This window comes from Planotetraspora sp. GP83 (assembly GCF_041262585.1).
Lineage (GTDB): Bacteria > Actinomycetota > Actinomycetes > Streptosporangiales > Streptosporangiaceae > JAOEGB01.
In genome coordinates, this window is sequence record NZ_JBGCBZ010000002.1 from 26,715 (window position 1) to 51,431 (window position 24,717).

Below are 24,717 nucleotides of genomic sequence, written 5' to 3' on the forward strand. Positions count from 1 at the left end.
TCAGTGCTTCCCGGAGTTGAGTGCCGCGACCGGCTGCTCGGCCACGCCCAGCCGCTGCGCGGCGCTCAGCAGATCCTGCAGCTTGCCGGCGTCGGGGCCACCCGCCTTGATCAGCTTCACGAGCAGGGCGGACAGCGTGAGATTCCGCACGTCCGCCGTGTCCAGCGAGCCGAGCATCCGGGAGAGGTCCTGCGGAAGGCTTAAGGTCCCGTCGAGGTACGGCGTGGCGAGCGCCCGTGCCACGCTCGAATTCTCGACGAAGCCGTCCACGCTCTTGCCCATCGTGATCGAGCTCATGAGCCGGTCGAAGAAGATGCTCTCGCCGCCGACGATATCGATGTCGGCCTTCTCCAGTCCCGCCGCCAGCACGGTCGCCTGCGCCTGCGCGACGTCCCGCTGGACGTCGATGCTCTTGAGACGGATCTCCTTCTCCGCGTCCAGCCGGAGCCGGTACTCCTCGTGCCCGCGGCTCGCCTCGTCCAGCGCGGCCAGCGCCGCGGCCTTCTGGGTGAGGCCTTCCGCCTCGGCCTTGAGCTTCTCGCCCACAGCCGCCGCGGCGGCCAGCGCCATCGCCTGCTCACCCTCGGCTTCCGCCTTGAGCTTCTCACCCATGGCCAGCGCGGCGGCGAGGGCCTTCTCCCGCTCGACGGTGGCCTCCGCGCGTCCCATCTTCTCGACGGCTTCGGCGTCGCGCTCGCGCACCTGGACCTCGGCGAGCCCGACCGCGGCCGCCTCCGCCTGGAGACCCTCCGCGAGGCGGATCTTCGCCCGGCTGTCGAGCTCGGCCGCCTGCTGGCGGGCCTCGGCGAGGACGAGCTCCTCACGGGCCTTGTACTTCGCGGCCTGCTCGGCGGCCTCGGCGGCCTTGATGTCCTTGACCAGGTTCTCCTGCGCCACGGCCTCGGCCTGGATCACCAGCGCCTGTCGCGTCCGCTCCGCCTCCTCGACGACACGCAGGCGCTTGATGTTCTCCTCCTGCTCTGCGACCGTCTTGTCCACCGCGATCCGCTCGCGCGTCACCTCGGCGATCGCCCGCTTCTCGACCTCGAGTTCCTTGTCCTTGGCGATTCGCGACAGCTCGGTCTCGCGCTCCCGGGCGATTACCTCGAGCATGCGGTCCTTCTCGATCCGCTCGCTCTCGATCGCGATGACACGCTCGCGGTTCTTCTCCGCGACGGCGATCTCCCTCGCCCGGTTCTCGTGCTGGATGCCGAGTTGCTCGTCGGTGCGGATGTTCGCGGCCTGGGCCTTCAGCCGCTCCTCGGCCTGGACCCTGGCGGTCTCGGCCTCCTCGCGCGCCTTCATGGTCTCGATCTCGCGCCTCTGCTTGGTCTCCGCGTCGGCCTGCCGTCGCTCCAGCTCCAGGATGGCCTCCCGCGCGTCGACATTCTGGCGGGTGATCTCCTTCTGCTCGTTGCGCTGATACTCGTTGGTCCGGATGTGCTCTATCGCGGTCAGCTCAGTGATCTTGCGAATGCCCTGCGCGTCGAGGATGTTGGCCGGGTCGAGCTGCGCCATGGGCGTCTGCTCGAGGAAGTCGATGGCGGCGTCCTCGAGGCTGTAGCCGTTCAGGTCGGTGCCGATCACCCGGACGATCTGGTCGCGGAACTCGTCGCGCTTCGTGTAGAGGTCGACGAAGTCGAGTTGCTTGCCGACCGTCTTGAGCGCCTCGGAGAACTTGGCGTTGAACAGCACCTGCAGCGTCGACTCGTCGCTGGCCCGGGCGGTGCCGATCGCCTGGGCCACCTTGATGACGTCTTCGACGGTCTTGTTGACCCGCACGAAGAACGTGATGCGTATGTCGGCCCGGATGTTGTCCCGGCAGATCAGCCCCTCCTGGCCGGTCCGGGTGATCTCGATCGTCTTCACCGAGATGTCCATCACCTCGGCCTTGTGCAGCACGGGCAGGACGATGGCGCCGGTGAACGTCACGTCGACGTTCCTGACCTTGGAGACGATCAGGGCCTTACCCTGCTCGACCTTGTGAAACAGCCGGGTCACGGCGAACACGAGACCGATGACGACGAGAAGGAGAACGGCGAGAAGAACGCCCATCCCCGTGGTGATGACATCCATCCAAGTCCCCTGTCAGTGGAGGTCGTAGGGCATGACCCAGAAGAACTCGCCCTCTGGGTCGTAGTCGAAGATGAGGGCGGAGCTGCCGGCGCGGAGATCGTCGGCTCCCGTCTGGCGCACCTGGACGAGGGCCGAGGAGCCGTCCTCCGCCGTGACCTCGGCCTGGCCGAAATCGGGTCCGACCCGTCCAGTACGGATGACGCACATGCGGCCGACGAAGTCGCTCCGCGACGGCGCGGGCACGGCCGGGAACAGCGCGCGGATCGGCAGCACCAACAGGCGGGTGCACAGCCAGCCGGCGAGAAGCGCGACCAGAAGGACAGCGGTCCGTGCGGCCGTCCCCTCCACCAGCGCCGCGCCGGCGAGGCTGACGAACCAGGAGATCACCACCATGAGCGAGATCACGACGCTGGCCGGCACTCCGCGCAGCCCGATGCCGGTCAGGAGATCGTCGGGCAACTCCAACCCCAGGCCCCCCAGCGGCACGAGCAGCCAGTAGCCGATGACGACCAGCAGCATGAAGCTGAACAGGACCGCCGGGAACCCGAGCGCCGCGCCCACGAAATCCCGCATTGACTCCCACCGTTTTGCGAGCGTCTCCCCCGAGACGTAACGCATTATTGCCCGATAGCCAGGCAATTGTCAGCATCTATTTCGCTTGGAATAGTGGGCACTTTTCGCCGTTTTCGCGCGTTGTTACCGACGCCCATAGGTAACACAGCAGAAGACAGGCCGCGGCTGCCGGCCCGCGAACACCACCGCAGGGACGCGTTGCCGTCTGCTCGCCCGGCGAGCTGGGACTTGTCGCCCGGCGAGCTAGGACTTGCGGGCTACGGCCCCGTACAACGATGCCTCGGCCAACGGGACGGGCTCGATTTCGGGGTAGTCCGGACGCCAGGCGGAGACGGGAACCACGCCCGGATCAACGAGGTCGAGCCCATCGAAGAAGCTCTCGACCTCCCCGAGACCGCGGATCCGAAGATCGATGCCGGCCCTGGTGTAGATCTGGCTGCCGGTCTCGGATTGGCCGGGGGGCAGATGGTCGCCCGTCCCATGGGACAGGGCAAGGTAGCTACCTGGCGGAACGGCGTCGATCAACTGGTTGACGATCGCGTACGGCTGATCCTGGTCTGGGATGAAATGGAGAATCGCGAACAGCAACACGGCGATCGGTTGCGAGAAGTCCAGTGCGCTCATCCGCTTGTCGGACAAGATCTCGCCGGGGTCGCGCAGGTCGGCATCGATGTAATCGACGACTCCGTCCGCGGTGGTCAACAGTGCCCGAGCGTGAGTGAGCACGATCGGGTCGTTGTCCACGTAGATCACGCGCACATCCGGGTCGATACGTTGAGCGACCTGGTGGGTGTTGTTCGCCGTGGGGATCCCCGTACCGATATCTATGAACTGCCTGATCCCGGCCTCTGCCGCCAGATAGCGGATAACACGCCCGAGGAAGGCTCGATTCTCCCGGGCCGTGGTCCGCATTGCCGGAAAGTTGGCCAGGACCTTCTCGGCGGCTTCGCGATCGGACGCGAAATTGTCCTTTCCGCCGAGATAGTAGTCGTACATCCGGGCCGAGCTCGGGATGGTCGGATCGATGACGATCGGATCCCGATCCCAGGCAGCCATTCCCGCATCCTTCCGTCTGTATAAGCACACTGTAGATCATCTGGGTGTTCCCATTCGCCGGGGGCGCTTCCCCGCCAAGCCGCTGACGCTCGCGTTCTGCGCGCTGACCCGCCAGGTGGCCGCCACGCCGCGGCCATGCGCATGGAGTCATGACGAGTGAGTCTTGGACGGCGCGCGCCCCCGATCTCATCGTGGTGAGCGGTACGCCGAGCGCTCTGCCGGAAGGGTGACAGACATCCCGGCCCGCACGCGCGGACGACCACGTCATCTGCGCGGTCGTCTTCACGGTTGCCACGGGATCAAGCCAGTCGAAGGCAGCAGGAGCGGCCCCTCCAACTCTTCGAGCAGTCGCACACATGAGGCATGGTGCTTGTCATCCCGATCGACAACAGCGATCAATGGACCCGTGTCCAGGAGCGTGGCGGTCACGTTGACCGATTGAACCGCTCCGCCAGCAGATCTTCGACCCGTTCCGACAGATCCCCCTGACCGGAGGCACCAATCCCCGCGATCGACAACCGCCGACGGCGAACGGGCTCAGACGGTTCAGCTGATGCCGCCTCAGCCAAGTCAGGGTCCGTCTTCACCAAACGCAGGAGACGACGCGCCTGGTCCGGTGACAGCCGGTCCACCAGGTGGTGAAGCTCCTCATGCGCATGCCCGGCGCTCATAGCAACGAGTCTACGCAAGCGACATCGCCTGCGTCAGTGACTGCAGCGCCGGGTTCACCCTGTGGGCGCCGTAGTCGGGGCTGGCCGCCGGATGCTCGCAGAACAGGTAGGGCGCCACAAGCCAGGAGACCGTGGGCAGGGTGCCGTCCTTGCAGTGCTGGTCGAAGGCGGTCAGATCCCACTTCGTCATCACGTTGACGTACCGCGGGTCGTCCTTGGCGAAGGCGTGGAACCCGGCATAACCCCATGGGTCACGAACTGCCGAAACAGCAAACCCACAGGTGAGAGTCCTGTTACTGGCCCGGTTCGATTCCCGTCACCCGCTCGCAACCTCTTCCGGGGAACCGCTCGCTCCGAAAGGCGGGGCGGGCGGCGCGGCGCGGCGGTGATGGGTGATCACCGGCGCAGCAGGAGCCGCAGCACCCGCAGGGCCCGGGCCCGGCGGTCGGGCTTGGCCGAGAACAGGTAGACGACCGCGGGGGTGGCCACCAGGAGCGCGCCGATGGTGCCGAGGTCCGCCAGCTGGGTGAGGATGGTCATGGGGTGCGTCCCTTTCGCGTGTGGAGTGCGCCCCGTGGGGTGGTGTGGTGCCGGCGACGGTTGCGACGGGGCCGGGCCACGCCACCCCGATTCACCTGCCGGTACGGCGGTGCGGGACCGCCATCGGCGGGGATGCCGACGGCGTATCTCCAAGGTGCGGTACGCCAGAGCCCCGTTGACGATCTCGTCCGATCGTTGACGGGAACGGATGAACCCGTACACCTCATGACGCCCGCTGACAGACGCGGACACCGGTAGGGCGCTGACGAATCCTGACGAACCCCTCCCTCCCGGGGGAGAGTGCGGCCATTTCTGGCGGCAGTTCCGCAAAGGGGCTTTACGTTTTCTGACGGTCTGGAATGCTCGATCCCGCCATGCCCGACGCCCCCGCCACCCCGCCCGGCGACGACGCCCTGGCCGCCCTGCGCGACCGGCTCCAGGAGCTGTATCGCCACCGCGGCAGGCCCAGCTACCGCCAGCTGGCCGACCGCACCGGCGCACTGAGCCACACCACCGCCCACGCGGTCATCCGCTGCCAGAAGCTGCCACGCTGGGGCCAGATCGAGCTCACCGTCGAGGCGCTCGGCGGCGATGTGGAGGAGTTCCGCGCCCTGTGGCTAGCCGCCGACGAAGCCGCCACCCGTGCGGCGGCCACGCCGCCCCCAGCCGAGCCGACGGGGCTGTACCAGCCGGTCGGCGAACTCCTCACCGGCCACACCCACCCGGTCTGTGGGGTGGCCTTCCACCCTGACGGCCACTTACTCGCTACCACTGGCGCCGACACGACGGTGCGGCTGTGGGACACCATCACCGGCCAACCCATCGGCGAGCCCCTCACCGGCCACACCAACGTCGTCTGGAGGGTGGCCTTCCACCCGGACGGCCACCTCCTCGCCACCGCCAGCTACGACAAGACGGTGCGGCTGTGGGACGTCGCCACCGGCCAGCAGGTCGGCGAGCCCCTCGCACACACCGACCTCCTCATCGGGGTGGCCTTCCACCCCGACGGCCACCTCCTCGCCACCAACGGTAAGGGGGAAACGGTCTGGCTCTGGGACCCCATCACGCGCCAGCCCGTCGGCGCGCTTCTCACACACACCGGCTCCCTCATCGGGGTGGCCTTCCACCCCGAGGGCCATCTCCTCGCCACCACAAGCCACGACCAGACAGTTCGGCTGTGGGACGTCGCCACCGGCCAGCAGGTCGGCGAGCCCCTCACCGGCCACACCCGCCCCGTCTATGGGGTGGCCTTCCACCCCGACGGCCACCTCCTCGCCACCACTGGCGCCGACACGACGGTGCGGCTGTGGGACACCAGCACCGGCCAACCCATCGGCGAACCCCTCACCGGCCACACCGACGCTGTCTCGAAGGTGGCCTTTCACCCCGACGGCCACCTCCTCGCCACCGCCAGCAACGACGCCACGGTGCGGCTGTGGGACACCATCACCGGCCAACCCATCGGCGAACCCCTCACCGGCCACACCGGCTGGGTTCAAGGGGTGGCTTTCCACCCCGACGGCCACCTCCTCGCCACCAGCGGCTGGGACCGCACGGTGCGGCTCTGGCAGGGCCCGCGCGCATCCGATCCTCAGGCGTCGCGCCGACGCGTTCAGGACCTGCGCGCCCGGCTGGCGAAACTACGCACCGCCCACGACCGGCTGGTACGTGAGGTTGCCGCCGTACGGGGTGAACGTGACCAGCTGCTCGCCAAGATCGCCGAGTGTCGGGACAATCTCACAGACCAGGCGCCGGAAGGAAGACCGGATTCCGCAGAGCACCCTGTATGACGTTCTCAACTCCAACTTCCTGCCCCACCAGAGGAGCAGGACTCGGAGCGGGTTGGACGAGGCTCCGTAAATCGGCGCAGGTCTCCGAGGACCCATAGCTCACAGCGATCGGGCGAGACGGAACCCGAGGTCGTCGATGCGAAAGGTCGGGTGACTCTTCCGGCGGCACGACGCCCGGCATCCTCGGGGTCGATCATGCGCACCTCCACCCCGGAACACGCGGTACGGGCCATAGACCCCGGGATCATAGAGATCCCAGCACCACTCCCACACGTTGCCGATCATGTCGTGGACACCCCACGCGTTCGGCGCCTTGGTCGCGACGTCATGCACTTCGCCGCCGGAGTTCTCGCGGTACCAGGCGATCTCGTCCAACTCTCCGTAGCGAACACCGGAGGTCCCGGCCCTGCACGCGTACTCCCACTCCGCCTCGGACGGAAGGCGATAGCCGTCGGCCGCCCAGTCGCAAACCACGTCCTGCCCGTCGGGGTCATCACCCATCCGGTAGCAGGGTTCGAGCCCCGCCTCCTGCGAGAGCAGGTTGCAGAACCGAACGGCCTCCTTCCAGGAGACCTCGGTCATCGGCATCCGCGGCCCCGCCGAGCTGTCGAGCCCCTCGCCTCGAACCGCGCGGTACAGCTCACGGGTCACCGGATACGGCGCCAGCCGGAAGGCCCCGACCTCGACCTTCCAGTTCGTCTGCGTGCCCTCGTCCCGCAGGACGATCTCACCGGCAGGGATCCCGATCATGTGCTCGGCCATTCCTGACGCGGCATCGGGGCCAGTGCTTCCACCGGGTGAAGCCTTACCAGGGGATGGGGCCTGTGGCATCGAAGTAGCCTCCGGTCGGACCGTCGGGGCCCACCTGCGCCATGCGAACGATGATCTCGGCGCCCTCCTCGACGGTCTGCGTGCCGCTGTGCCCGTTCAGGTCCGTCGCGGTGTAACCGGGCTCCACCGCGTTGATCCGCATGCCCGGGAACGCCTTGGCGTACTGCACGGTGATCATGTTGACCGCGGCCTTCGACGCCGGATAGGCGACCCCCGGGTACGCGTACGCCGGTGCGCCCGGGGCGGAGACCCGGGCCATCGACGCCAGACCGCTGCTCACGTTCACCACGACCGGGGCCGCGGACCGCCGCAGCAGCGGCAGGAACGCGTGGGTGACCCGCACAACGCCGAAGACGTTCGTCTCGAACACCTGCCGCATTATGTCGGCGGTCACCTCCGCGGCGCCGACCACGGTGTTCCCTTCGCCGCGCCGTTCGATGCCGGCGTTGTTGATCAGCACGTCCAGCCCGCCGTCGGCGTCGATGGTTTTCGCCGCGTCCGCGACGGACGCGTCGTCGGTGACATCGATGAGGAGCATCCGCGCGCCCAGCTGCTCAGCGGCCCGGCGCCCGCGTTCGGCGTTCCGGCTGCCCACGTAGACGGTATGACCTGCTGCGATGAGTCGGCGGGCGGTCTCAAAGCCCAGCCCCTTGTTCGCTCCGGTGATCAGTGTTGTCGTCATGCCTCCAGCCTTCCAGCCGGGCGGTATGGTCAGCCACTCGTCCCGTCTTCCTGGGACTACCGGTACCAGGCAGGTCCCGCGGCCGGCGGTGCTCACTGGTGGGCATGGCGACCGGCAGGCCACCCAGGTCACCCAGGTCACCCAGGTCACCATGGTCGACCCGCCACGGCATGAGTTACGCGAACCAGGTGATCGCCTGGCCGTGCGACCGGGTCCAGGCGAGCGGCGTCCCGTCCAGCGCGAGCACGTTGTGCAGCACCGCGCCTGGCGGCTTCGGCAGCGCGTCGTACGGCAGCACGTCAGGGGCCTCGTTCGCGATCCAGTGCCCGGGTAGCGCGCGTACGACCCCGGTGAACGCCTCCCGCCGTGGCGCCGGCACCTGGTACATCACGGAGGTGTGGAACACCACCAGCGTCGCGCCGGCCGGTGCCCGCGCGGCCAGCGCCGGGAGGTCGTCCACCAAGTCGCCGCGCACGAGTAGCGGCGGATCGGCCGCGGCTACGGCCGCTGCGGCCCGCAGCCGGGCGCGGCGTTGTGCGTGCTCCGGCCAGATCAGGGCGTCGAGCCACGCGACGTCCGCGGAGTCGGTCACGTCGAGCGGGTTCAGATCCAGGCCGGCCCGCCACACCACATCGGGTACGCAGGCCGGCGGCGCCACTCCGGTCGCCGCGCAGTCGAGGACCGGTTCGCCAGAGCCGATCATGTGTTGCCCGTAGCGGTAGGCGTACCGGTCGGGGTAGAGGCACAGCCCGGCGGACGCGCCGACCTCCAGCAGCGCGAGCGGCTGCGGCAGCGCGGCGAGCACTGGCAGCAGTACGGCACACCGCCCCGCCTCGTTCGTCTGCGTGGCCCGGGTGCCCATCTCCGCCTCGATCGCCGGCCAGTTCGCCACCGTGTAATCGTGGAACGCGGCCGGGTCATCGACCGGGCCGCCGAGGAACCGTACGACACCGAACAGCAGGTTCGGCTGCCGCTTGATCGGCGGAAGCGTGCCGAGCAGGGCGAGCACCTCGTCGTCGCGGGAGACCGCGAGAGACAGGCGCTCGTACGCGGCTGACACGCCGTGCGCCTCGCGCGCGGCGAACTCGGCGTATTCCGCAGCGGTCGTCATGTGCAAATGATCTTCATCGCGCGGACTCGGCCCACCAGCCGGCCGATGCGTCCCAAGGGCAACAGATGCCGATTCATGCCTGGAGGCGCAGACGCTGATTGAAGTGGTGTCCGGCGCGGAACCGAGCCTCCTCCGCGCTGTAGAACCGGGCGAGCCTGGTCAGCGCCGCCTGGCTCGCTTCGGGACCGTCGTCGGCGAACGCGCGGCTGCGGGCGAAACTCCGCAGTGGCTCCTGGTAGTAGTACCGGTCCAGGCCTCCAGGCTCCAGCAGGTGCATGTCCACGAGGGATTCCAGCAGCGCCGAGGTGTCGCCGGGCGGCAGGTCCAACAGGGCCGAAGCGGCGGTGAGCGAGATGTCCGGCCCATCCGCCAAGGAGAGCAGGCGGAACGCCCTCGCCTGCGTGGGTGACAGCTGCTCCATCGCCGAAGTGTACGGCCGGTCGATGGCCGCGCAATCCGGCGGGAGCACTGGCGAGCCAGGGTCGGGCCTGCTGAGCCGTTGCCTCGCCTCCGCGATGCTCCAGCCCGGCCGCGCGGCGATCCGCGCGCCGACCACCTGCAGCACCTGCGGCAGGCCGGCGGTGTTCCGGACAATCTCGCGGATGTCCGCCAGCTCCGGGCGCACCCGTTCGATGCCGATGAGCCGTTCCAGCAGGGCGACCGAGTCGTCCTCGCTCAGCCCGCCCAGCTTCAGCCAGTGCACGTACGCCAGGCCGTACAGCCGCTGCCGCGCAGTGATTATGACCGTGGACCCGCCCGGGCCGGGCAGCAGCGGCCGCACCTGCTCGGTGTCGCGGGCGTCGTCCAGCACGACGAGCAGCCGGCGGCCGGTGGTCAGCGTCCGCCACAACGCCACCCGCTCGCTGAACGACTCGGGCAGCCCCGCGTACGGCACGCCGACGCCACGCAACAGCTCGGCCAGCGGCTCGCCGGCCGCGCCGAGGTCGACGAACAGCTGACCGTCGGGGAAGCTCGCGGCGACCGCATGCCCGACGTGCACGGCGAGAGTGGTCTTGCCGATGCCGGCGAGCCCCTCGACACCGACCACCGGCACGCTCGCGTTGGACGGGGTCAGTGCGTCGGCCATACGGTATTTCGTCTCGTCTCGGCCGACGAAGTCCGGCAGGTCAGGCGGCAGCTGCGCGGGGATGCGCGACGGAGTCATCGCCGGCGTCGGTGCGACGGGAGCGGCCAGCGCCGGGTCGGACACGAGGATCCGCCGCTGCATCTCCCGCAGGTCCGGGCCGGGGTCCAGGCCCAGCTCGTCGGCGAGCAGCCGCTGGACCTGCCCGAACACGGCGAGCGCGTCGGCCTGCCGGCCCGACCGGTACAGCGCGAGCATCAGCAGCTCGCGTGGCCGTTCCCTCAGCGGCTGCTCGGCGATCACCTCTGCCAGCTCGGCGGCCGCCTCGACGGGCCTGCCCGACTCGATGTCGGCCGCCGCCAAGTCTTCGATCACCGTGAGCCGCAACTGCCCGAGCCTGGTGCGTTCGAATTCGGCGTACTCACCGTTGACGCCGGCGAGCGGCGTGCCGTGCCACAGATCGAGCGCGGTGCGCAGCGCGGTCGCCGCGGCGGGCGCGTCACCGGCGCGGCGGGCCTCCCTGGCGACCCCGAGCTGCCGATGGAACTCGGTGAGGTCGAGCTCCTCGGCCCGCACCGCGTAGCCGCCGCCGAGCGACTCGATCACCGTCGCCGGGTGGCCGGGATCGAGCACGCGGCGCAGCCGGGACACGTACGAGCGGACCATGCCGATCGCGGCGGGCGGCGGAGCGCCGCCCCAGATCGCCGTGACCAGTTGGTCGGCCGAGGCGGGCGTGCCCGCCTGTAGCAGGAGGATCGCGAGGATCGCCCGCTGCTGCGGGGAGCCAAGCTCGATCTCAACGTCCCCGCGCCAGGCACGCACCGGACCGAGCAGCTCGAACCGCAGCTGTTCGCCCACCAGACCTCCTCGGGAACCGACCGCACACTCAAGCGCCGCAACCGCCGGCGTACGGCCGATATTCCGGGTCAGCCCGCATCGAGGAGGTCTTCGAACGGCGTCGGCTCGAACGGATCTCGGCCAACCGGCGCATCTCGTCGGTGGATCTCCGCGGCGAGCTGAGCCGCGGCCCGGTCGATCCGGCGGGCCAGCAGGTCCGGGGCGGCCGCGCCGCCCCAGTCCTCCGGCGCCGCGAACACCGAGGTCGGCACGACCACACCTCGCAGATAGGTGAACAACGGCCGCATAGCGTGCTCCAGCACGAGCGAGTGCCTCGCGGTGCCGCCCGTCGCGCCGATCAGCACCGGCTTGTCCGCCAGCGCCTCGCCGTCCAACATGTCGAGGACGTCGAAGAACGTCTTGAACATTCCACTGTAGGAGGAGGCGAACGTGGGAGTCACGGCGATCAGCCCGTCGGCTCCGGTCACCGCGTCGAATGCGTCCCGGAGCTCCGGGGCGGGGTAGCTGCTGACCAGGTTGTTGACCAGGTCGTGCGCGTGGTCGCGGACCTCCACCACGCGCACCTCCACCTCGTCGCCCACCTGGCGCAGCTCCCGCTCCGTGGCCGCGGCCAGCCGGTCGGCGAGCAGCCGGCTCGACGACGGGCGGCCGAGCCCGGCGGACACAACGGCGATGGTGCGCTTCATCAGGCTCTCGCCGCCTTCAGTGACTCGTGCGTCGGCGCGTCCGGGATGTGCGCCGGACGCACCACCGCGAACTCCTTACGGAGCACGGGGACGACTTCCTCGCCGAGGAAGTCGATCTGCTCCAGCACCGCCTTGAGGGGCAGGCCCATGCCGTCCACATTGAACAGCTGGCGCTGGTAGTCGCCGAAGTGCTCCCGGAACCGGAGCGTCGTGTCGATGACCTCCTGCGGGCTGCCCACCACCAGCGGCGTGTACTGCATGGTCTCCTCAAGCGACGGCCCGCTGCCGTACGCCGGGGAGCTGTCGAAGTACGGGCGGAACTCGGCGATCGCGTCCTGCGATCTGCGCCGCATGAACACGTGCCCGCCGAGCCCGACGATCGCCTGGTCGGCCGGTCCGTGCCCGTAGTGCTCGAAGCGCGTGCGGTACAGATCGATCATCTGCCGGGTGTGCTCTATCGGCAGCAGGACGTTGTTGTGGAAGAACCCGTCGCCGTAGTAGGCGGCCTGCTCGGCGATCTCCGGGCTGCGGATCGAGCCGTGCCAGACGAACGGCGGCACGTCGTCGAGCGGGCGCGGGGTCGAGGTGAACGCCTGAAGCGGCGTGCGGAACTTACCCTGCCAGTCGACCACGTCCTCACGCCACAACTGGCGTAGCAGCGCGTAGTTCTCCACCGCGAGCGCGATCCCGTCGCGGATGTCCTTGCCGAACCACGGATACACCGGGCCGGTGTTACCGCGGCCCAGAATCAGGTCGACCCGGCCGTCCGCGAGGTGCTGGAGCATCGCGTAGTCCTCGGCGATCTTCACCGGATCGTTCGTGGTGATCAGCGTCGTCGACGTCGACAGCAGGATCTCGCTGGTCCGCGCCGCGATGTAGCCGAGAATCGTGGTGGGCGACGACGGGACGAACGGCCGATTGTGGTGCTCTCCCATCGCGAAGACGTCGAGGCCCACCTCCTCCGCCTTCAGCGCCATCTCGACAAACCCCTTGATCCGCTCGTACTCGGTCGGCGCGCGCCCGGTCGTGGGATCGGGCACGATGTCGCCGACCGTGAAGATGCCGAATTGCATGGCTTTCATCCCTCAGCTCGTGAACTTGTCGTGGTTGGCGGCGAGCCAGGTGGCGAAGTCCTGCAGCCGCGGGTTGAGCTCCCGCACCTTTTCGGGGTCGCGGACGCCGGCGAACACGTCCTCGTGCTCGGCGTAGAAGAAGAACATGTTCGCGGCCTCGTCGGCGATCGGGGACGGCCACCCGCGGACCACGTCGAGACTCGCCGGCCGGTAGAGGACGGGCTCGCCGAGCTCTTTGCTGAACGCGGCGGCGTACTCCTCGCCGGTCAGGTTCTCGCCGGAGATGTTGATCGTCTGCCCGACCAGCTCCGTGCCGCGCTTGAAGATGCCGAACGCGGTGCGGCCGATGTCCTCGGACGCGATCCCGGGGAGCTTCCGGTCGCCCATCGGGAGATTGATCGCGAGGGTGCCGTCCTCACCGCGCGCCGGGCGGAATAAGTCGAGGAACGCCTCGAAGTAGAACGTGGTGGACAGGAACGTGGTCGGCACACCCGCGTCGGTGAAGAACGAGTCGGCCTCGCCCTTGCCGTCGAAGTGCGGCACCTTGTACTTGCCGTGCAGCGTCGGGACGCGATCGTCGTGGAGCGGGATGTGCTCGCGGGTGTCGGGCAGCGTCGACCAGATGACGTGCTGGAGCCCCGCGGCCTTGGCGGCCGCGGCCATCGCGCGGGCCTGGGCCTGCTCACGCTCGACGGACTGCAGCTCCCAGAACGCGGTGACGAAGTAGGCGCCGTACGCGCCCTGCAGTGCCCTCGTCAGGCCTGCCTCGTCGTCGGCGTCCGCGGCCACGACCTCGGCGCCGCGGTCGGCCAGCGCCTTCGCGGCGTCCGAGTCGGGCCGCCGCGTGAGCGCGCGGAGGGCGAACCGTCCCGCCGGGTCATCGAGGATGGCACGGGCCAGACCGCCACCCTGCTGGCCGGTGGCGCCGACCACGGCAATGATCTTCTTGTCGATCATCGGGACCTACTCCCCTGGTCACCTGCGATCGGTCGTTCCGATCACGTCCCCATGGAAGCGCCGCGGCATTGACACCTCGTGCACGTCTGCTTCATGTGCCGTCCACGCCTGTCGCGCCGCCTTGCCGCAGTCGCGAAGTCTGGTGTGTGTGTGCGTGACACCGGCGCCATGGCGGGCACCATCAACATCAACAGCATCATCCGCGGGCGCTTCCAATCCGCCTCGCTCGCCTATGCGGCCTTCGCTCCCACCGCCGGCCGGGCATCGAGCTCGACGCCCCACCGGTCCGGGTGGGCGGCACGCCGATGGGGGGTCATGACTCCTGCGGAACCTGTAGCGCAGCCAGATTGTCGCGCGTTATCCGCGTGTAAGGGTGATCACAACCGAGCACCCTTTCCATCTCCGTGATCGTCTGCTTGTAGAGCGCGGTCGCCCCATCCAGCCTGCCCGCCGACCGATACGCCCCCGCGAGATTGCTCTTGGACATCAGCGTGTCCGGGTGATCCGCCCCGAGCACCCGCTCCCGGTCCGCCAGCGTGCGCTCGTGCAACCCGATCGCCTCGTCCGACCTCCCCGCCGACCCGTAGGCATTCGCCAGGTTGTTCTGCGACATCAGCGTGCAGGTATGGTCCGCACCAAGCACCCGCTCCCGGTCCGCCAAGGTCCGCTCGTGCAACCCGATCGCCTCATCCAGCCTGCCCGCCGACCAATACGCCCCCGCGAGATTGCTCTTCGAGGTCAGCGTGTCCGGGTGATCGGCACCCAACAGGCGATCCTGATCTGCCAGCGTCCGTTCGTGCAACCCGATCGCCTCGTCCAGCCTGCCCGCTGACCGGTACGCATAAGCCAGATTGTTCCGCGACATCAGCGTGTCCTGATGATCTATCCCGAGCACCCGCTCCCGGTCCGCCAAGGTCCGCTCGTGCAGCCCGATCGCCTCATCCAGCCTGCCCGCCGACCGATACGCACGGCTGGGCGTAGCTCAACCGAGGCGGGCCGACGATGCGGGTGGCAGCCAACGCCAGTGCCAGGGGCAGGTGATCCACCTCGTCGATGAGCGCCCGGGCACCGGGACCGTCGGCCGGGCCCACTCGCTCATGGAGGAACGCCAGAGCCTCGTCGGTGGTGAAGCGGTCCACGGGGACCATGTCGGCCAGGGTGCCGAACTCCTGACGATTGGTGGTGATGAGCACCTGAGCATGGCCGACAGTCGGCAGATATTCGCTCAGCAGGTCGGGGTCCACGGCGTTGTCGAAAATAATGAGGTACGGCACGCGGCGGCCTTCGAGCCATTCCCGCACCCGATGCCCAGTACGGATGGAGTCCTCACCCAAGATGCGGATATTGAGCGCTTGGGCCATCGTGTCAAGACCGCTGAACAGTTGTTCCTGCGTTTCCGCCGTAAGCCAGGCGACCGGAACACCCGAGTCCAGCGACGATCGCGCATAAGCCGCGGCAAGCTGCGTTTTGCCGACTCCACGCGCTCCGGTGAGCGAACACACGGCCGCTGGACGACCTCCCGCCAGCGCCTCGCCGATTCGCTCCATCAGGTCGGTTCTCCACTGGAACGCCTTGGGCGCCCGAGGCAGATATCCGATCAACGGCGGCACACCGGCAAGCTGCGCGGCTCCTACGTCCAATGCGAGCGGTGTGCCTTCGGGAGTGAATTGAGGTGGATCCGCCGGCGCTTTCTCCTCAGCGAGGTCAAGGCGTGAACGGCGGCCGACCCTCTCGGAGGCCTCCTTGCCGACCCAGAGACTCGTCGGAGTAGCCAGGACTCCGACCACCAGACCCACGATGATGCCGGTCTCATCCAGTGCGAGGCCGTACACGTCGCAGACCCACCAGGAACCTATGGCGGCGAGCACTGGTAGGACCGTGGCGACCAGCACCCTCAGCGCCCGTCGCACTGTTCATCACCGCCCGGGAACCCGCCTGTATGCCGTGACAACGGGCTCGTGCGAGCCCAAGTTCCCCCCGACGTCAGCATAGGGCGGCGAGTCACCAAGGTGAAGGTCACCAACGGCGGGTCTCAGCCGGCCGGCGGCCCGGTCGTGGGCCGTTGCCGCAAGGGAGAGTCAGCCTGTCACGACGGCGGCAGGCCGAAGAGTGTGAAGAACCGCTGCCCCGCGGCCTGGTCCCCGGTCACCTCCAGGACCCCCGCGTCGACGGCCGACGCGACGGTCGCGTCAGTGAAGATCAGGCTCAACAGCGTCGGGACGTCGGCGCGGGCGGTGGCGTCCACGTCCGCGCGCGCCCCTCGCACGACGCTGATCGACGCCGGCTCCACCTCGACATCGAACGAGTCCACGCCGACGAGGAGACGGACGGCCATCGTCGGGACTCCGTCCGCGGGCGGGAGATAGAGCGCCTTCAGCAGCAGCATGAAGGCGTCGGTGCTCATGTCGGCACCGTCCTTCCCCTGGATGTGCGCTCCCCAGCGGGCCAGGGCGATCAGTACGGCCTCCAGTTGCCGTCCTCGCTCCGTGAGCTCGTACACGTGCGTGCTCACTGGCGGGCCGAGCTCCACCCGGCGCACGACGCCGTTCCCCTCCAGCTCCCTGAGTCGCTGGCTCAGCACGTTCTGGCTCGCCTTCGGCAAGCCGCCGCGCAGGTCCCTGAAGCGCTTGGGGCCGAACATCAACTCGCGGGCGATCAGCAGGGCCCACCGCTCACCGATGACGTCCATGGCGAGGGCGGCTCCACAGGCGTCCTCATAGCTCCTCTGCGACACAGATCGAGGATACGCACGAGCACTCATCAGTGCTACTCTCGCACTCATTGGTCCTAATCTAGGAGTAAGCAATGGACGCACTGCTTGAAAAGGTGCTCGAAGCCCACGGCGGGCTCGACCGCTGGAAGAACCTCTCGACCATCAGCGCACGGATCACGTACGGTGGCCCATTCTGGGAGTTCAAGGGCCACGCCGACTTCGCCGGCGCCGACACCCTGGAGGCGAACCTCCAGGAGCAGCACTCCCGCCAGGTCCAGGAGTCGACCGGCCGCACGGTCGTCTTCGACAAGAAGGCGAACCGGATCACCGTCACCGGAGCGGACGGCGAGATCATCGAGGCGCTCGACGACCCGCGCGCGAGCTTCGACGGCTACACCCCGGACACCAGGTGGAGCCTCGCGCGGATCGCCTACTTCCGCAGCTACGCCACCTGGCACTACCTGGTCGAGCCGTACGTCTTCACCTGGCCCGGCGTCGATGCGCATGAGGTGGAGCCGTGGACGGAGAACGGGCAGACCTGGCGCGTCCTCAGCGTGACCTTCCCCGACTCGATCGACACCCACTGCGAGACGCAGCTCTACTACTTCGACGAGGCCGGTCTGCTACGCCGGATGGACTACCAGCCCGTCGTCAACGGCCAGACGCCGGTCGCCCACTACATCCGCGAATCCCGGACGTTCGACGGGATCACGGTGCCGATCAAGCGGCACATCCACGTCCGTAACGAGGATCGGACACCGGACCTGTCGTGGATCCCGATCACACTGGACCTCGGCGAGGTCAGGTTCAGCTGACGGGCTGACGCCGGCCTCGCGAGCAGGCCGCGCGCGAGACTCGAACAACTCCTCGTACTGCCCGAGGTCGAAACCGAACAGCGGGAACGACTCCGTGAAGGAAACCACGGCCGAGGATGATCTCGGCCCGGCCCTGGGACACACCGACAGCCTCGGACCGACGCCTCCTTGCCACCGTTTGGGCGCTTTCATATGGTGTCGGGAAAGCGGTTTCCGAGGCGGCGCGGAAGAGGACAGCATGGAACAGGCCGAGGTTCTGATCATCGGTGCCGGGGCGTCGGGCGGTGTCGCGGCCGCCGCGCTCGCGGACGCGGGTTTCGATGTGCTGTGCCTCGAACAGGGCACGTGGCCCGACCGGGCCGACTTCCCCGCGCAACGGATGACCTACGAGCTCGAGGCCCGCAAACAGTGGTCGGGCAGCCCGAACGTACGGCGGAACGCCGCCGACTACCCGATCGACGACGGCGACTCCGACATCGTGCCGCTCATGTACGCCGGTGTCGGCGGCAGCATGACCCTCTATGCGGCGGACTGGCCCCGGCTCCTGCCGTCCGACTTCCGGGTCCGGTCGCTCGACGGCGTCGCCGACGACTGGCCGCTGCGCTACGCGGACCTGCGGCCCTATTACGAGCGCACCGACGTGGCCTTCGGGGTCTCCGGTGCCGGCGGCGACCCGGCCTACCCGGATGGGGCGGAACCGCCGCTGCCGCCCCTGCCCATCGGGCAGACCGGGCTGCGGATGGCCCGCGCGCACGACCGGCTCGGCTGGCACTGGTGGCCGGCGGCGCAGGCCGTGCTGTCGGCTCCCTACGCCGGACGCCGGCCGTGCGTCCAGTACGGCGCGTGCATGCAGGGCTGCCCCGAAGGCGCCAAGGCGTCGACCGACCTGACCCACTGGCCGGCCGCCATCGGCAGGGGCACCCGGCTCATCACGGAGGCGCGGGTGGCCCGCATCCTCGTCTCGCGCCAGGGCCTGGCGACCGGCGCGGAGTTCGTCCGTCCCGACGGGTCGTGGGACATCGCGCGCGCCGACGTCGTCATCCTGGCGGCCAACGCGGTGGGCACGCCCCGGATCCTGCTCAACTCCGCGTCGCCGCTTCACCCGCAGGGCCTGGCCAACTCCAGCGGCCTGGTGGGGCGGCGGCTGATGGTGCACCCGTTCGCGAACGTCCTGGGCTACTTCGACGACGACATGGCCAGCTGGAACGGGCACGTCGGCGCCAAAATCACCTGCTATGAGTTCTACGAGACCGACCCGGACCGCGACTTCGTGCGGGGCGCCAAGTGGAGCCTGGCGCCGACGGGTGGGCCCCTGAACGCCGCACTGCCCACGCGAGCCGGCGAGGACGCCTGGGGGCCGGAGCACCACGAACACGTGCGCCGCCACCTCGGCCGGACGATCAGCTGGGGCATCTTCGGCGAGGACCTGCCGGACGAGTCGAACGCCGTCGAGCTCGACTCATCGCTCACCGACTCCTCCGGCATCCCGGCCCCGAAGATCACCTACAAGGTCGGCGCGAACTCGCGGCGGCTGCTGGACTTCCACATCGCGCGCGCCACCGAGTCGCTGCGCGAGGCCGGCGCCTATGACATCGCCACGGAGTCGCTGATGCGCTACTCCGGCTGGCACCTCCTCGGCACGGCCCGGATGGGCACCGACCCTGCGACCTCCGTGGTCGACGAGTTCGGCCGGAGCCATGACGTGCCGAACCTCTACCTGATGGACGGCAGCGTGTTCGTCACATCGGGCGGCGTTAACCCGACGAGCACCATCGTGGCGCTCGCCCTGCGGTCGGCCGAGCACCTGATCGCCAACCGCAGGCAGCAGCGGATCCCCGCCTGATGGCGGGACGAGTGAAGGAGGCTGCGAAATGACCGCAGATGCGGTTTCCGTTGACGTCGCCGGCCCCGGTGGGATCGGCGACGCCGGACCGGCCGTACCGGACGAGTGCCGTGACTGGCTGCGGCGCGTCGCCGACCTGCTGATCCCCGCGTCGGAGACCATGCCCGCCGCGAGTGAGGCGGGCGTCGCCGGCCGTCAGCTCGACGTGGTGCTCAGGAGCCGGCCGGACCTGACCCACCATCTGCTGCGGGCATGGACGCTCACCGTCGACGCCGATCCGCCGGAGATCATGGCCGAGCTGGGGGCACTCGATCCCGCCGCCCACGACGCCCTCTGCCTGATCATCGCCGGGGGCTATTACACCAACCCGCGTGTCCGCGGGCTGCTCGGGTACACCGGCCAGCAGCCGCACGTCGTCGGCGTCGCCGAGGACATCGATGAGGAACTGCTGGCACGCGTGATCGAGCGCGGCCCGCGCTACCGCGAGGCCTGAGTCATGTCTGACACTCCCTGACAGCCGCCGCCCGCGGCGGGGGAACGGCCCCGCCCCCGGCACACCGCTCCTCCCTTTCACCACACCGCGGCACCGACATCCCGGCAAGGACTGATATGACCAGCGAGACCCAGACCCAGACCCAGACCGAGACCGAGCCCCAGACCCGCACCGTCGACACCGTCAATCCGGCCACCGGGCGCCCTCTGCGTTCGTACCCCGCGTTCTCCGACGAGCAGATCGACCAGGCGCTGGCCGACGCGTACGGCACGGCGCGTGCCTGGCGCGGTGTCGCCGTCGAGGAGCGTGCGAGGCGTCTCGGCGCGGTCGCGGGCGTTCTCCGGTCGCGCCGGGAGGAGCTCGCCGGGCTCATCACCGCGGAGATGGGCAAACCGCTGCCCGAGGCGCTGGCGGAGATCGACAAGTGCGCCTGGCAGTGTGACCAGTACGCCACGTCGGGAGCGGAGCTCCTGAAGCCCGAGCACATCGAGACCGCGGCGGAATCGAGCTACATCGTCTACGAACCGCTGGGTGTCGTGCTCGCGGTGATGCCGTGGAACTTCCCGTTCTGGCAGCTTTTCCGGTTCGCCGTCCCGGCGATGCTGGCGGGCAACACCGTGCTGCTGAAGCACTCGCCGAACGTCACGGGCTCCGCCCTGGCGATCGAGGAGGTCTTCGCGGCGGAGTTGCCGCCCGGGGTGCTGCGCACGCTCGTCGTGCACGAGAGCGACGTCCCGGCCGTGGCCGACCGCCTCATCGCCGACAGCAGGGTCGCCGCCGTGACCCTCACCGGGTCGACCCGTGCGGGCGGCCACGTGGCGGCGGCGGCCGGTAAGGCGCTGAAGAAGAGCGTGCTCGAACTCGGCGGCTCCGACCCGTTCGTGGTGCTCGCGGACGCGGACCTGCGGACGGCCGCGGTGCACGCGGCGAAGTCCCGTCTGATGTGCGCCGGTCAGACGTGCATCGCGGCCAAGCGGGTGATCGTGCACGCGGACGTCGCCGACGAGTTCGAGCGCCTCTTCGTCGACGCCATCGCCGCCGCGACCGTCGGCGACCCGACGGCCGAAGGCACGAGCGTGGGGCCGCTCGCCCGCGCGGACCTCCTCGACCACCTGGAGCGCCAGGTGCGGGAGTCGGTCGCGCAGGGCGCGAAGGTGCTGTGCGGCGGCGAGCGGATGGACGGCGACGGCAACTTCTTCGCGCCGACGGTCCTGACCAACGTGACGCGGGACATGCCGGTCTTCAGCGAGGAGACCTTCGGCCCGGTGGCCGCCCTGATCCGCGTCCAGGACGACGAGGAGGCCATCGCCGTGGCGAACGACACAGAGTACGGCCTGGCGGCCAGTGTCTGGAGCCGCGACGTCGAGCACGCCCTCGCGGTCGGCGGCCGGATCGAATCCGGGTGCCTGTTCGTGAACTCGTTCGTCTCCTCCGACCCGAGGGTGCCGTTCGGCGGCATCAAGCGCAGCGGGTACGGCCGGGAGTTGGGGGCGGCCGGCGTCCGCGAGTTCACCAACGTGCGAAGCGTCTGGATCGCGCCCACCGCCACCCCGCAACCCGCCACCCCGCAGCCCTCCACCCCGCAGCCCTCCACCGCCGCGACGGAGTGACCGGCCCCGTCGCACCGCCGGGCCGTACGCGTCCCGGAGAGTACGGCCCGGCGGTCAGGACGGCGCGCCGCGTGCGGCCCGGCGTTGGGATGGTCGCCGGACGCACGCCCGGCCACCGCCTCGTGACGGTGGCCGGGGCTGCTACGACGAGCTGATCAGAAACCGGCGGTTATGCGGGTGAAGTCCCAGTTGTTACCGGACAGGCCGCTGCAGGTCTCCTGAAGGCCGCCGCCCGCGCACGGACGGTCCCGGTTGACCGACCAGAACGCGAGACGGGTGAGGCCCTTGGAGTTGGCCCAGTCACGGATCTGCGTCCAGGTCGACTGGGTGGTGACCTCCCCCTGGTCGGACAGGCCGTTCATGCCGGAGATGCCCATGTGCGCGTACGCCTGGGCGTCGGTCCAGCCCCACGCGTTCTTGAGCGCGGTCTTCAGTCCCTCGGCCGCGTTGACCGTGCTCTGGTACATGTTCGCGCCGCCGCCGAAGTCGAACGGCATGATCGTGTAGTTGTCGATGGGCACGTTGAGCGCCCGGGACTGGTTGATCAGCCGGATGCCGTCGCCGCCAGGCCCGCTGGTGCTCGTGCCGAAGGTGAGGGCGACCTTGACGTTGGGGTTGTTCTGCTTGACGATCTTCAGGCCGCCCAGGATGCGGTCCTGGACCGTGTAGTTCGAGAACTCGTCGGTGTTCTCGATGTCGAAGTCCACCACGGCGGGGCCGACGGCGTTGATGACCTGCTGCACCGCGCCGGCGAAGGCGGAGGACGACGAACAGTTCGGGCCGAGCTTGTTGCCCGACCAGCCGCCGAAGGAGACCTGGACGCTGCCGCCCGCCCCCTTGATCGACGAGATCGTCTGCGCGTCCACGCCCCCCGTAAGCGGACGGGAGCCGTCCCACATCGGCGTGCAGCCTCCCCCGGAGAGGATGAACGCCATGGTGAAGGACTTGACCCCGGTGGCGCTCATCACCGAGGTGGCGCTGGGCGGGCTGCCCCAGCCCATGTAGAGGTACGGCGCGCCGGGCATCTTGCCGGGCGGGGGTGGCGGCGGCGGGGTGGTACCGCTGGGCAGCGTCCACCGCTGGTTGGCCCCGGCGAAGCAGTCCCAGAGCTGGAGCGGGGTTCCGTCGGCCGAGCTGGGTCCGGTGGCGTCCAGGCACTTGCCGAGAGCGCGCAGGGTGCCGTCGGAGCCGGCCGTCCAGTTCTGCGCCGCCGTGCCGTTGCAGTCCCAGATCTGCACCTTGGTGCCGTTGGCGCTGCTGGCGGCGGCGACGTCCAGGCACTTGCCGAGCGCCCGGATAGTGCCGTCGGTATCCACGGTCCACTGCTGGGCGCCGGTGCCGTTGCAGGTGTAGAGCTGCACCTGGGTCCCGTTGGCGCTGCTGGCGGCGGCCACGTCGACGCACTTGCCGCCGTAGCCGGTGATCTGTCCTGTGGCCGCCCACGCGGGGACGACGCCGGTCACGACGAGGGACAGGGCGGCCACCAGCGCGCCCACGAGGAGACGCAGGTGGCGGCCGGAGTGTTGCGATTTCATGGGGGGCGTGTCTCTTTCTTCGAGAGAGGCTTGACTTGAACTAACCTCCGAATTAAGGGCCTGAGAACCTCCCTTGGTCCGCCTTCCCGCAGGCCGTGACGGGCGGCCCCGATACTGACAGGAAGGTTTCTTATTTATTTTATGATCTGAATTTAAGGCTGGCCGGGCACGGTGAGTCAAGAGGCAAGTTGCCGGCCGCACTGCCGGTCAGGTTGGATCTCGGTTCTGCCGGGGTCGGAGCCTCCGTGCCCGCCGGCACCGACTGAGGGGCGGATCCTCGATCCCGGCCACTGGGCCCCTGAGCCGATCCGGGCGACGCCCGGGGCCTCTCGGAACCAGCCCACCCGGTGCGCCGGGCGGGCCTCCACTCCGGCCAAGGCAGAAATCAATCCCTCGGCCGAACACTTCAACCGGCCACGCCAAGATCCAAAAAAAACAGCGGTTAGCATCGCTAATCCTCAGCGCAATATTGGCGCGCGCTTATCGTCTGGACACTGCATCCGGCGCCCGTGAGACTCGCAGCACAGTGATTGCCCTCAGCCGCGGCGGATGGAAATTCGACAGCACAACGGTCTATCACTTGTTGCAGCACCCCGAAAAGCGCGACCCCCCGGTCCGGAGTGGCACACCCAAACTGGGATACCACGCCGGGAAGCAAGGAAAGGCAAGCGATGACCACGAAGCGCATTTCTCTGGCCATCGGCGCGGTGTTCCTCACTGCCCTCACCACGGCGGCATGTGGAAGCTCCGATCCGGCCGCCGGCGACAAGTCCGGAATCGATACCGTCAAGCCCGGCGTGCTGACCGTGGTCTTCGCGGACTTCCCTTACCCCGGGTTCATCGAAGGCAGCAACCCGACCGCCCCGACGGGCGGTTACTTCGTCGACCTGACTCAGAAGATGGGCAAGGATCTCGGTCTCAAGGTCGAATACAACAAGATCGACTTCACGGCAATGATCGGTGGGCAGGCGAAGAACTACGACATTTCAGCCGACACGTTCTCGATCCTTCCGGAGCGCGTCAAGAAATTCGATATGACCACTCCGATATGGTCCGACCATATCGCGATCGCCACCAAAAAGGGCGTGGACGCGAGCACCGCCGACAAGATCCGAGAGCTGAAGCTGGGCTCCTGCGGAGCCTGCGACACGGCCCAATACATCAACAACGTGATCAAGCCCAACGTCAAGCCTCTCGGCTTCGACGAAGACCAGCAGAAGTACGACGCGGTGATGGACGGCCGCATCGACGGCGCCCTCGGCAACCTGCCGACGATCCTTTCCAAGATGCAGACCCCCAAATACTCCGGAATGCAGGCCGCCTGCCAACTGCCCGAGGAAAGCCAGTACGCCTGGATCCTCAACAAGGGTGCAGCGGTCTTCCCCAAGGTTCAGGACCTGCTGAAGAAGTACCAGGCGGACGGAACCCTCAAGGCGATGCAGGAAAAGAACGTCCTGCCCACTCTCGGTGGAGTCGATCCGGCTTCCGTGCCGACATGCCCGTCGTTCGGCTGACGCCGGCCTCTGCGGCCGGCTCCGGCCGGCCATCGAAGAAGTGATCACGCGGGAGAGCCCGGCCGTCATCCCCCGGGACGGCCGAGCTCTCCCGCCGAGCAGGGAAGCGGACCAGGGAAGCGAACTATGGATCAAACCATTGAGAATCCAGCGCAGTCGCCGGACGGCCTGTTGGTCGTCGGGCAGGTTGATTCTGATGGCGACAA

22 protein-coding genes and 1 pseudogene are annotated in these 24,717 nt (G+C 68.7%); 6 read left to right on the forward strand and 17 right to left on the reverse strand.

Annotation, left to right across the window (positions count from 1 at the left end):
* The 6 genes and pseudogenes from ABH927_RS02980 to ABH927_RS03005 all read right to left on the reverse strand — a co-directional run bounded on the left by ABH927_RS02980 (position 1) and on the right by ABH927_RS03005 (position 4,916).
* On the reverse strand, positions 1 to 2,076 hold the full coding sequence (locus ABH927_RS02980) for a flotillin family protein (protein WP_370017876.1): 2,076 nt from the start codon (positions 2,074 to 2,076) through the stop codon (positions 1 to 3).
* A gap of 12 nt (positions 2,077 to 2,088) precedes the next feature.
* Entirely contained in the window at positions 2,089 to 2,649 is a 561-nt protein-coding gene (locus ABH927_RS02985) for a hypothetical protein (RefSeq protein WP_370017877.1), read from the reverse strand.
* Positions 2,650 to 2,892: 243 nt separating this feature from the next.
* Positions 2,893 to 3,705: an SAM-dependent methyltransferase gene (locus tag ABH927_RS02990; RefSeq protein WP_370017878.1), complete on the reverse strand. Its 813-nt coding sequence runs from the start codon at positions 3,703 to 3,705 to the stop codon at positions 2,893 to 2,895.
* Between the two features lie 425 nt (positions 3,706 to 4,130).
* Positions 4,131 to 4,376 (reverse strand): hypothetical protein, encoded by a 246-nt coding sequence (locus tag ABH927_RS02995; protein WP_370017879.1) that lies wholly within the window; start codon positions 4,374 to 4,376, stop codon positions 4,131 to 4,133.
* 10 nt (positions 4,377 to 4,386) lie between these two features.
* Positions 4,387 to 4,596, reverse strand: a pseudogene (locus tag ABH927_RS03000) (alkaline phosphatase family protein); the annotation flags it as partial.
* Positions 4,597 to 4,772: 176 nt separating this feature from the next.
* Positions 4,773 to 4,916 carry a hypothetical protein gene (locus tag ABH927_RS03005; protein WP_370017880.1) on the reverse strand — a complete coding sequence of 48 codons (144 nt, stop codon included), beginning with the start codon at positions 4,914 to 4,916 and terminating at the stop codon, positions 4,773 to 4,775.
* A 374-nt stretch (positions 4,917 to 5,290) separates the two neighbouring features.
* On the opposite strand from ABH927_RS03005, the gene ABH927_RS03010 reads away from it, so the two are divergent.
* Entirely contained in the window at positions 5,291 to 6,706 is a 1,416-nt protein-coding gene (locus ABH927_RS03010) for a WD40 repeat domain-containing protein (protein WP_370017881.1), read from the forward strand.
* 99 nt (positions 6,707 to 6,805) lie between these two features.
* Here ABH927_RS03010 and ABH927_RS03015 read toward each other — a convergent pair whose 3' ends face one another.
* The 10 genes from ABH927_RS03015 to ABH927_RS03060 all read right to left on the reverse strand — a co-directional run bounded on the left by ABH927_RS03015 (position 6,806) and on the right by ABH927_RS03060 (position 16,722).
* Positions 6,806 to 7,456, reverse strand: a complete 651-nt coding sequence (locus ABH927_RS03015; protein WP_370017882.1) for a formylglycine-generating enzyme family protein — start codon at positions 7,454 to 7,456, stop codon at positions 6,806 to 6,808.
* A gap of 55 nt (positions 7,457 to 7,511) precedes the next feature.
* Positions 7,512 to 8,219, reverse strand: coding sequence for an SDR family oxidoreductase (locus tag ABH927_RS03020; RefSeq protein WP_370017883.1), 708 nt, complete (start codon positions 8,217 to 8,219; stop codon positions 7,512 to 7,514).
* 175 nt (positions 8,220 to 8,394) lie between these two features.
* Positions 8,395 to 9,330, reverse strand: coding sequence for a DUF2332 domain-containing protein (locus ABH927_RS03025; RefSeq protein ID WP_370017884.1), 936 nt, complete (start codon positions 9,328 to 9,330; stop codon positions 8,395 to 8,397).
* A gap of 73 nt (positions 9,331 to 9,403) precedes the next feature.
* Positions 9,404 to 11,272 (reverse strand): BTAD domain-containing putative transcriptional regulator, encoded by a 1,869-nt coding sequence (locus ABH927_RS03030; RefSeq protein WP_370017885.1) that lies wholly within the window; start codon positions 11,270 to 11,272, stop codon positions 9,404 to 9,406.
* 68 nt (positions 11,273 to 11,340) lie between these two features.
* Positions 11,341 to 11,961, reverse strand: coding sequence for an FMN reductase (locus tag ABH927_RS03035; RefSeq protein ID WP_370018382.1), 621 nt, complete (start codon positions 11,959 to 11,961; stop codon positions 11,341 to 11,343).
* Positions 11,958 to 13,031 (reverse strand): LLM class flavin-dependent oxidoreductase, encoded by a 1,074-nt coding sequence (locus ABH927_RS03040; RefSeq protein ID WP_370017886.1) that lies wholly within the window; start codon positions 13,029 to 13,031, stop codon positions 11,958 to 11,960. The genes ABH927_RS03035 and ABH927_RS03040 overlap by 4 nt, the downstream gene beginning before the upstream one ends.
* Before the next feature lie 12 nt (positions 13,032 to 13,043).
* On the reverse strand, positions 13,044 to 13,988 hold the full coding sequence (locus ABH927_RS03045) for an NmrA/HSCARG family protein (protein WP_370017887.1): 945 nt from the start codon (positions 13,986 to 13,988) through the stop codon (positions 13,044 to 13,046).
* Positions 13,989 to 14,301: 313 nt separating this feature from the next.
* The gene (locus ABH927_RS03050) at positions 14,302 to 14,901 is read right to left on the reverse strand and encodes a tetratricopeptide repeat protein (RefSeq protein WP_370017888.1); all 600 of its coding nucleotides are present in this window, start codon (positions 14,899 to 14,901) and stop codon (positions 14,302 to 14,304) included.
* Between the two features lie 25 nt (positions 14,902 to 14,926).
* Positions 14,927 to 15,856: an NB-ARC domain-containing protein gene (locus ABH927_RS03055; protein WP_370017889.1), complete on the reverse strand. Its 930-nt coding sequence runs from the start codon at positions 15,854 to 15,856 to the stop codon at positions 14,927 to 14,929.
* 218 nt (positions 15,857 to 16,074) lie between these two features.
* A complete protein-coding gene (locus ABH927_RS03060; protein ID WP_370017890.1) occupies positions 16,075 to 16,722 on the reverse strand; it encodes a winged helix-turn-helix transcriptional regulator in 648 nt (215 codons plus the stop codon).
* Positions 16,723 to 16,793: 71 nt separating this feature from the next.
* On the opposite strand from ABH927_RS03060, the gene ABH927_RS03065 reads away from it, so the two are divergent.
* The 4 genes from ABH927_RS03065 to ABH927_RS03080 all read left to right on the forward strand — a co-directional run bounded on the left by ABH927_RS03065 (position 16,794) and on the right by ABH927_RS03080 (position 21,462).
* Positions 16,794 to 17,516: a hypothetical protein gene (locus ABH927_RS03065; RefSeq protein ID WP_370017891.1), complete on the forward strand. Its 723-nt coding sequence runs from the start codon at positions 16,794 to 16,796 to the stop codon at positions 17,514 to 17,516.
* Positions 17,517 to 17,754: 238 nt separating this feature from the next.
* Positions 17,755 to 19,359, forward strand: coding sequence for a GMC family oxidoreductase (locus tag ABH927_RS03070; protein ID WP_370017892.1), 1,605 nt, complete (start codon positions 17,755 to 17,757; stop codon positions 19,357 to 19,359).
* A gap of 28 nt (positions 19,360 to 19,387) precedes the next feature.
* Positions 19,388 to 19,852, forward strand: coding sequence for a hypothetical protein (locus tag ABH927_RS03075; protein WP_370017893.1), 465 nt, complete (start codon positions 19,388 to 19,390; stop codon positions 19,850 to 19,852).
* A 116-nt stretch (positions 19,853 to 19,968) separates the two neighbouring features.
* A complete protein-coding gene (locus ABH927_RS03080; RefSeq protein ID WP_370017894.1) occupies positions 19,969 to 21,462 on the forward strand; it encodes an NAD-dependent succinate-semialdehyde dehydrogenase in 1,494 nt (497 codons plus the stop codon).
* A gap of 155 nt (positions 21,463 to 21,617) precedes the next feature.
* Here the strand turns inward: ABH927_RS03080 and ABH927_RS03085 are convergent, their stop codons facing one another.
* Positions 21,618 to 22,997 carry a ricin-type beta-trefoil lectin domain protein gene (locus ABH927_RS03085; RefSeq protein WP_370017895.1) on the reverse strand — a complete coding sequence of 460 codons (1,380 nt, stop codon included), beginning with the start codon at positions 22,995 to 22,997 and terminating at the stop codon, positions 21,618 to 21,620.
* A gap of 671 nt (positions 22,998 to 23,668) precedes the next feature.
* Here ABH927_RS03085 and ABH927_RS03090 point away from each other — a divergent pair.
* Positions 23,669 to 24,511: a transporter substrate-binding domain-containing protein gene (locus ABH927_RS03090; protein ID WP_370017896.1), complete on the forward strand. Its 843-nt coding sequence runs from the start codon at positions 23,669 to 23,671 to the stop codon at positions 24,509 to 24,511.
* Positions 24,512 to 24,717: the final 206 nt, after the last annotated feature.

Excerpts from the sequence above, each read along its gene's own strand:
- ABH927_RS02980 (WP_370017876.1), bottom strand. The coding sequence starts at position 2,076 with ATGGATGTCATCACCACGGGGATGGGCGTTCTTCTCGCCGTTCTCCTT.
- ABH927_RS02985 (WP_370017877.1), bottom strand. The coding sequence starts at position 2,649 with ATGCGGGATTTCGTGGGCGCGGCGCTCGGGTTCCCGGCGGTCCTGTTC.
- ABH927_RS02990 (WP_370017878.1), bottom strand. The coding sequence starts at position 3,705 with ATGGCTGCCTGGGATCGGGATCCGATCGTCATCGATCCGACCATCCCG.
- ABH927_RS02995 (WP_370017879.1), bottom strand. The coding sequence starts at position 4,376 with ATGAGCGCCGGGCATGCGCATGAGGAGCTTCACCACCTGGTGGACCGG.
- ABH927_RS03005 (WP_370017880.1), bottom strand. The coding sequence starts at position 4,916 with ATGACCATCCTCACCCAGCTGGCGGACCTCGGCACCATCGGCGCGCTC.
- ABH927_RS03010 (WP_370017881.1), top strand. The coding sequence starts at position 5,291 with ATGCCCGACGCCCCCGCCACCCCGCCCGGCGACGACGCCCTGGCCGCC.
- ABH927_RS03015 (WP_370017882.1), bottom strand. The coding sequence starts at position 7,456 with ATGATCGGGATCCCTGCCGGTGAGATCGTCCTGCGGGACGAGGGCACG.
- ABH927_RS03020 (WP_370017883.1), bottom strand. The coding sequence starts at position 8,219 with ATGACGACAACACTGATCACCGGAGCGAACAAGGGGCTGGGCTTTGAG.
- ABH927_RS03025 (WP_370017884.1), bottom strand. The coding sequence starts at position 9,330 with ATGACGACCGCTGCGGAATACGCCGAGTTCGCCGCGCGCGAGGCGCAC.
- ABH927_RS03040 (WP_370017886.1), bottom strand. The coding sequence starts at position 13,031 with ATGCAATTCGGCATCTTCACGGTCGGCGACATCGTGCCCGATCCCACG.
- ABH927_RS03045 (WP_370017887.1), bottom strand. The coding sequence starts at position 13,988 with ATGATCGACAAGAAGATCATTGCCGTGGTCGGCGCCACCGGCCAGCAG.
- ABH927_RS03065 (WP_370017891.1), top strand. The coding sequence starts at position 16,794 with ATGGACGCACTGCTTGAAAAGGTGCTCGAAGCCCACGGCGGGCTCGAC.
- ABH927_RS03070 (WP_370017892.1), top strand. The coding sequence starts at position 17,755 with ATGGAACAGGCCGAGGTTCTGATCATCGGTGCCGGGGCGTCGGGCGGT.
- ABH927_RS03075 (WP_370017893.1), top strand. The coding sequence starts at position 19,388 with ATGACCGCAGATGCGGTTTCCGTTGACGTCGCCGGCCCCGGTGGGATC.
- ABH927_RS03080 (WP_370017894.1), top strand. The coding sequence starts at position 19,969 with ATGACCAGCGAGACCCAGACCCAGACCCAGACCGAGACCGAGCCCCAG.
- ABH927_RS03085 (WP_370017895.1), bottom strand. The coding sequence starts at position 22,997 with ATGAAATCGCAACACTCCGGCCGCCACCTGCGTCTCCTCGTGGGCGCG.
- ABH927_RS03090 (WP_370017896.1), top strand. The coding sequence starts at position 23,669 with ATGACCACGAAGCGCATTTCTCTGGCCATCGGCGCGGTGTTCCTCACT.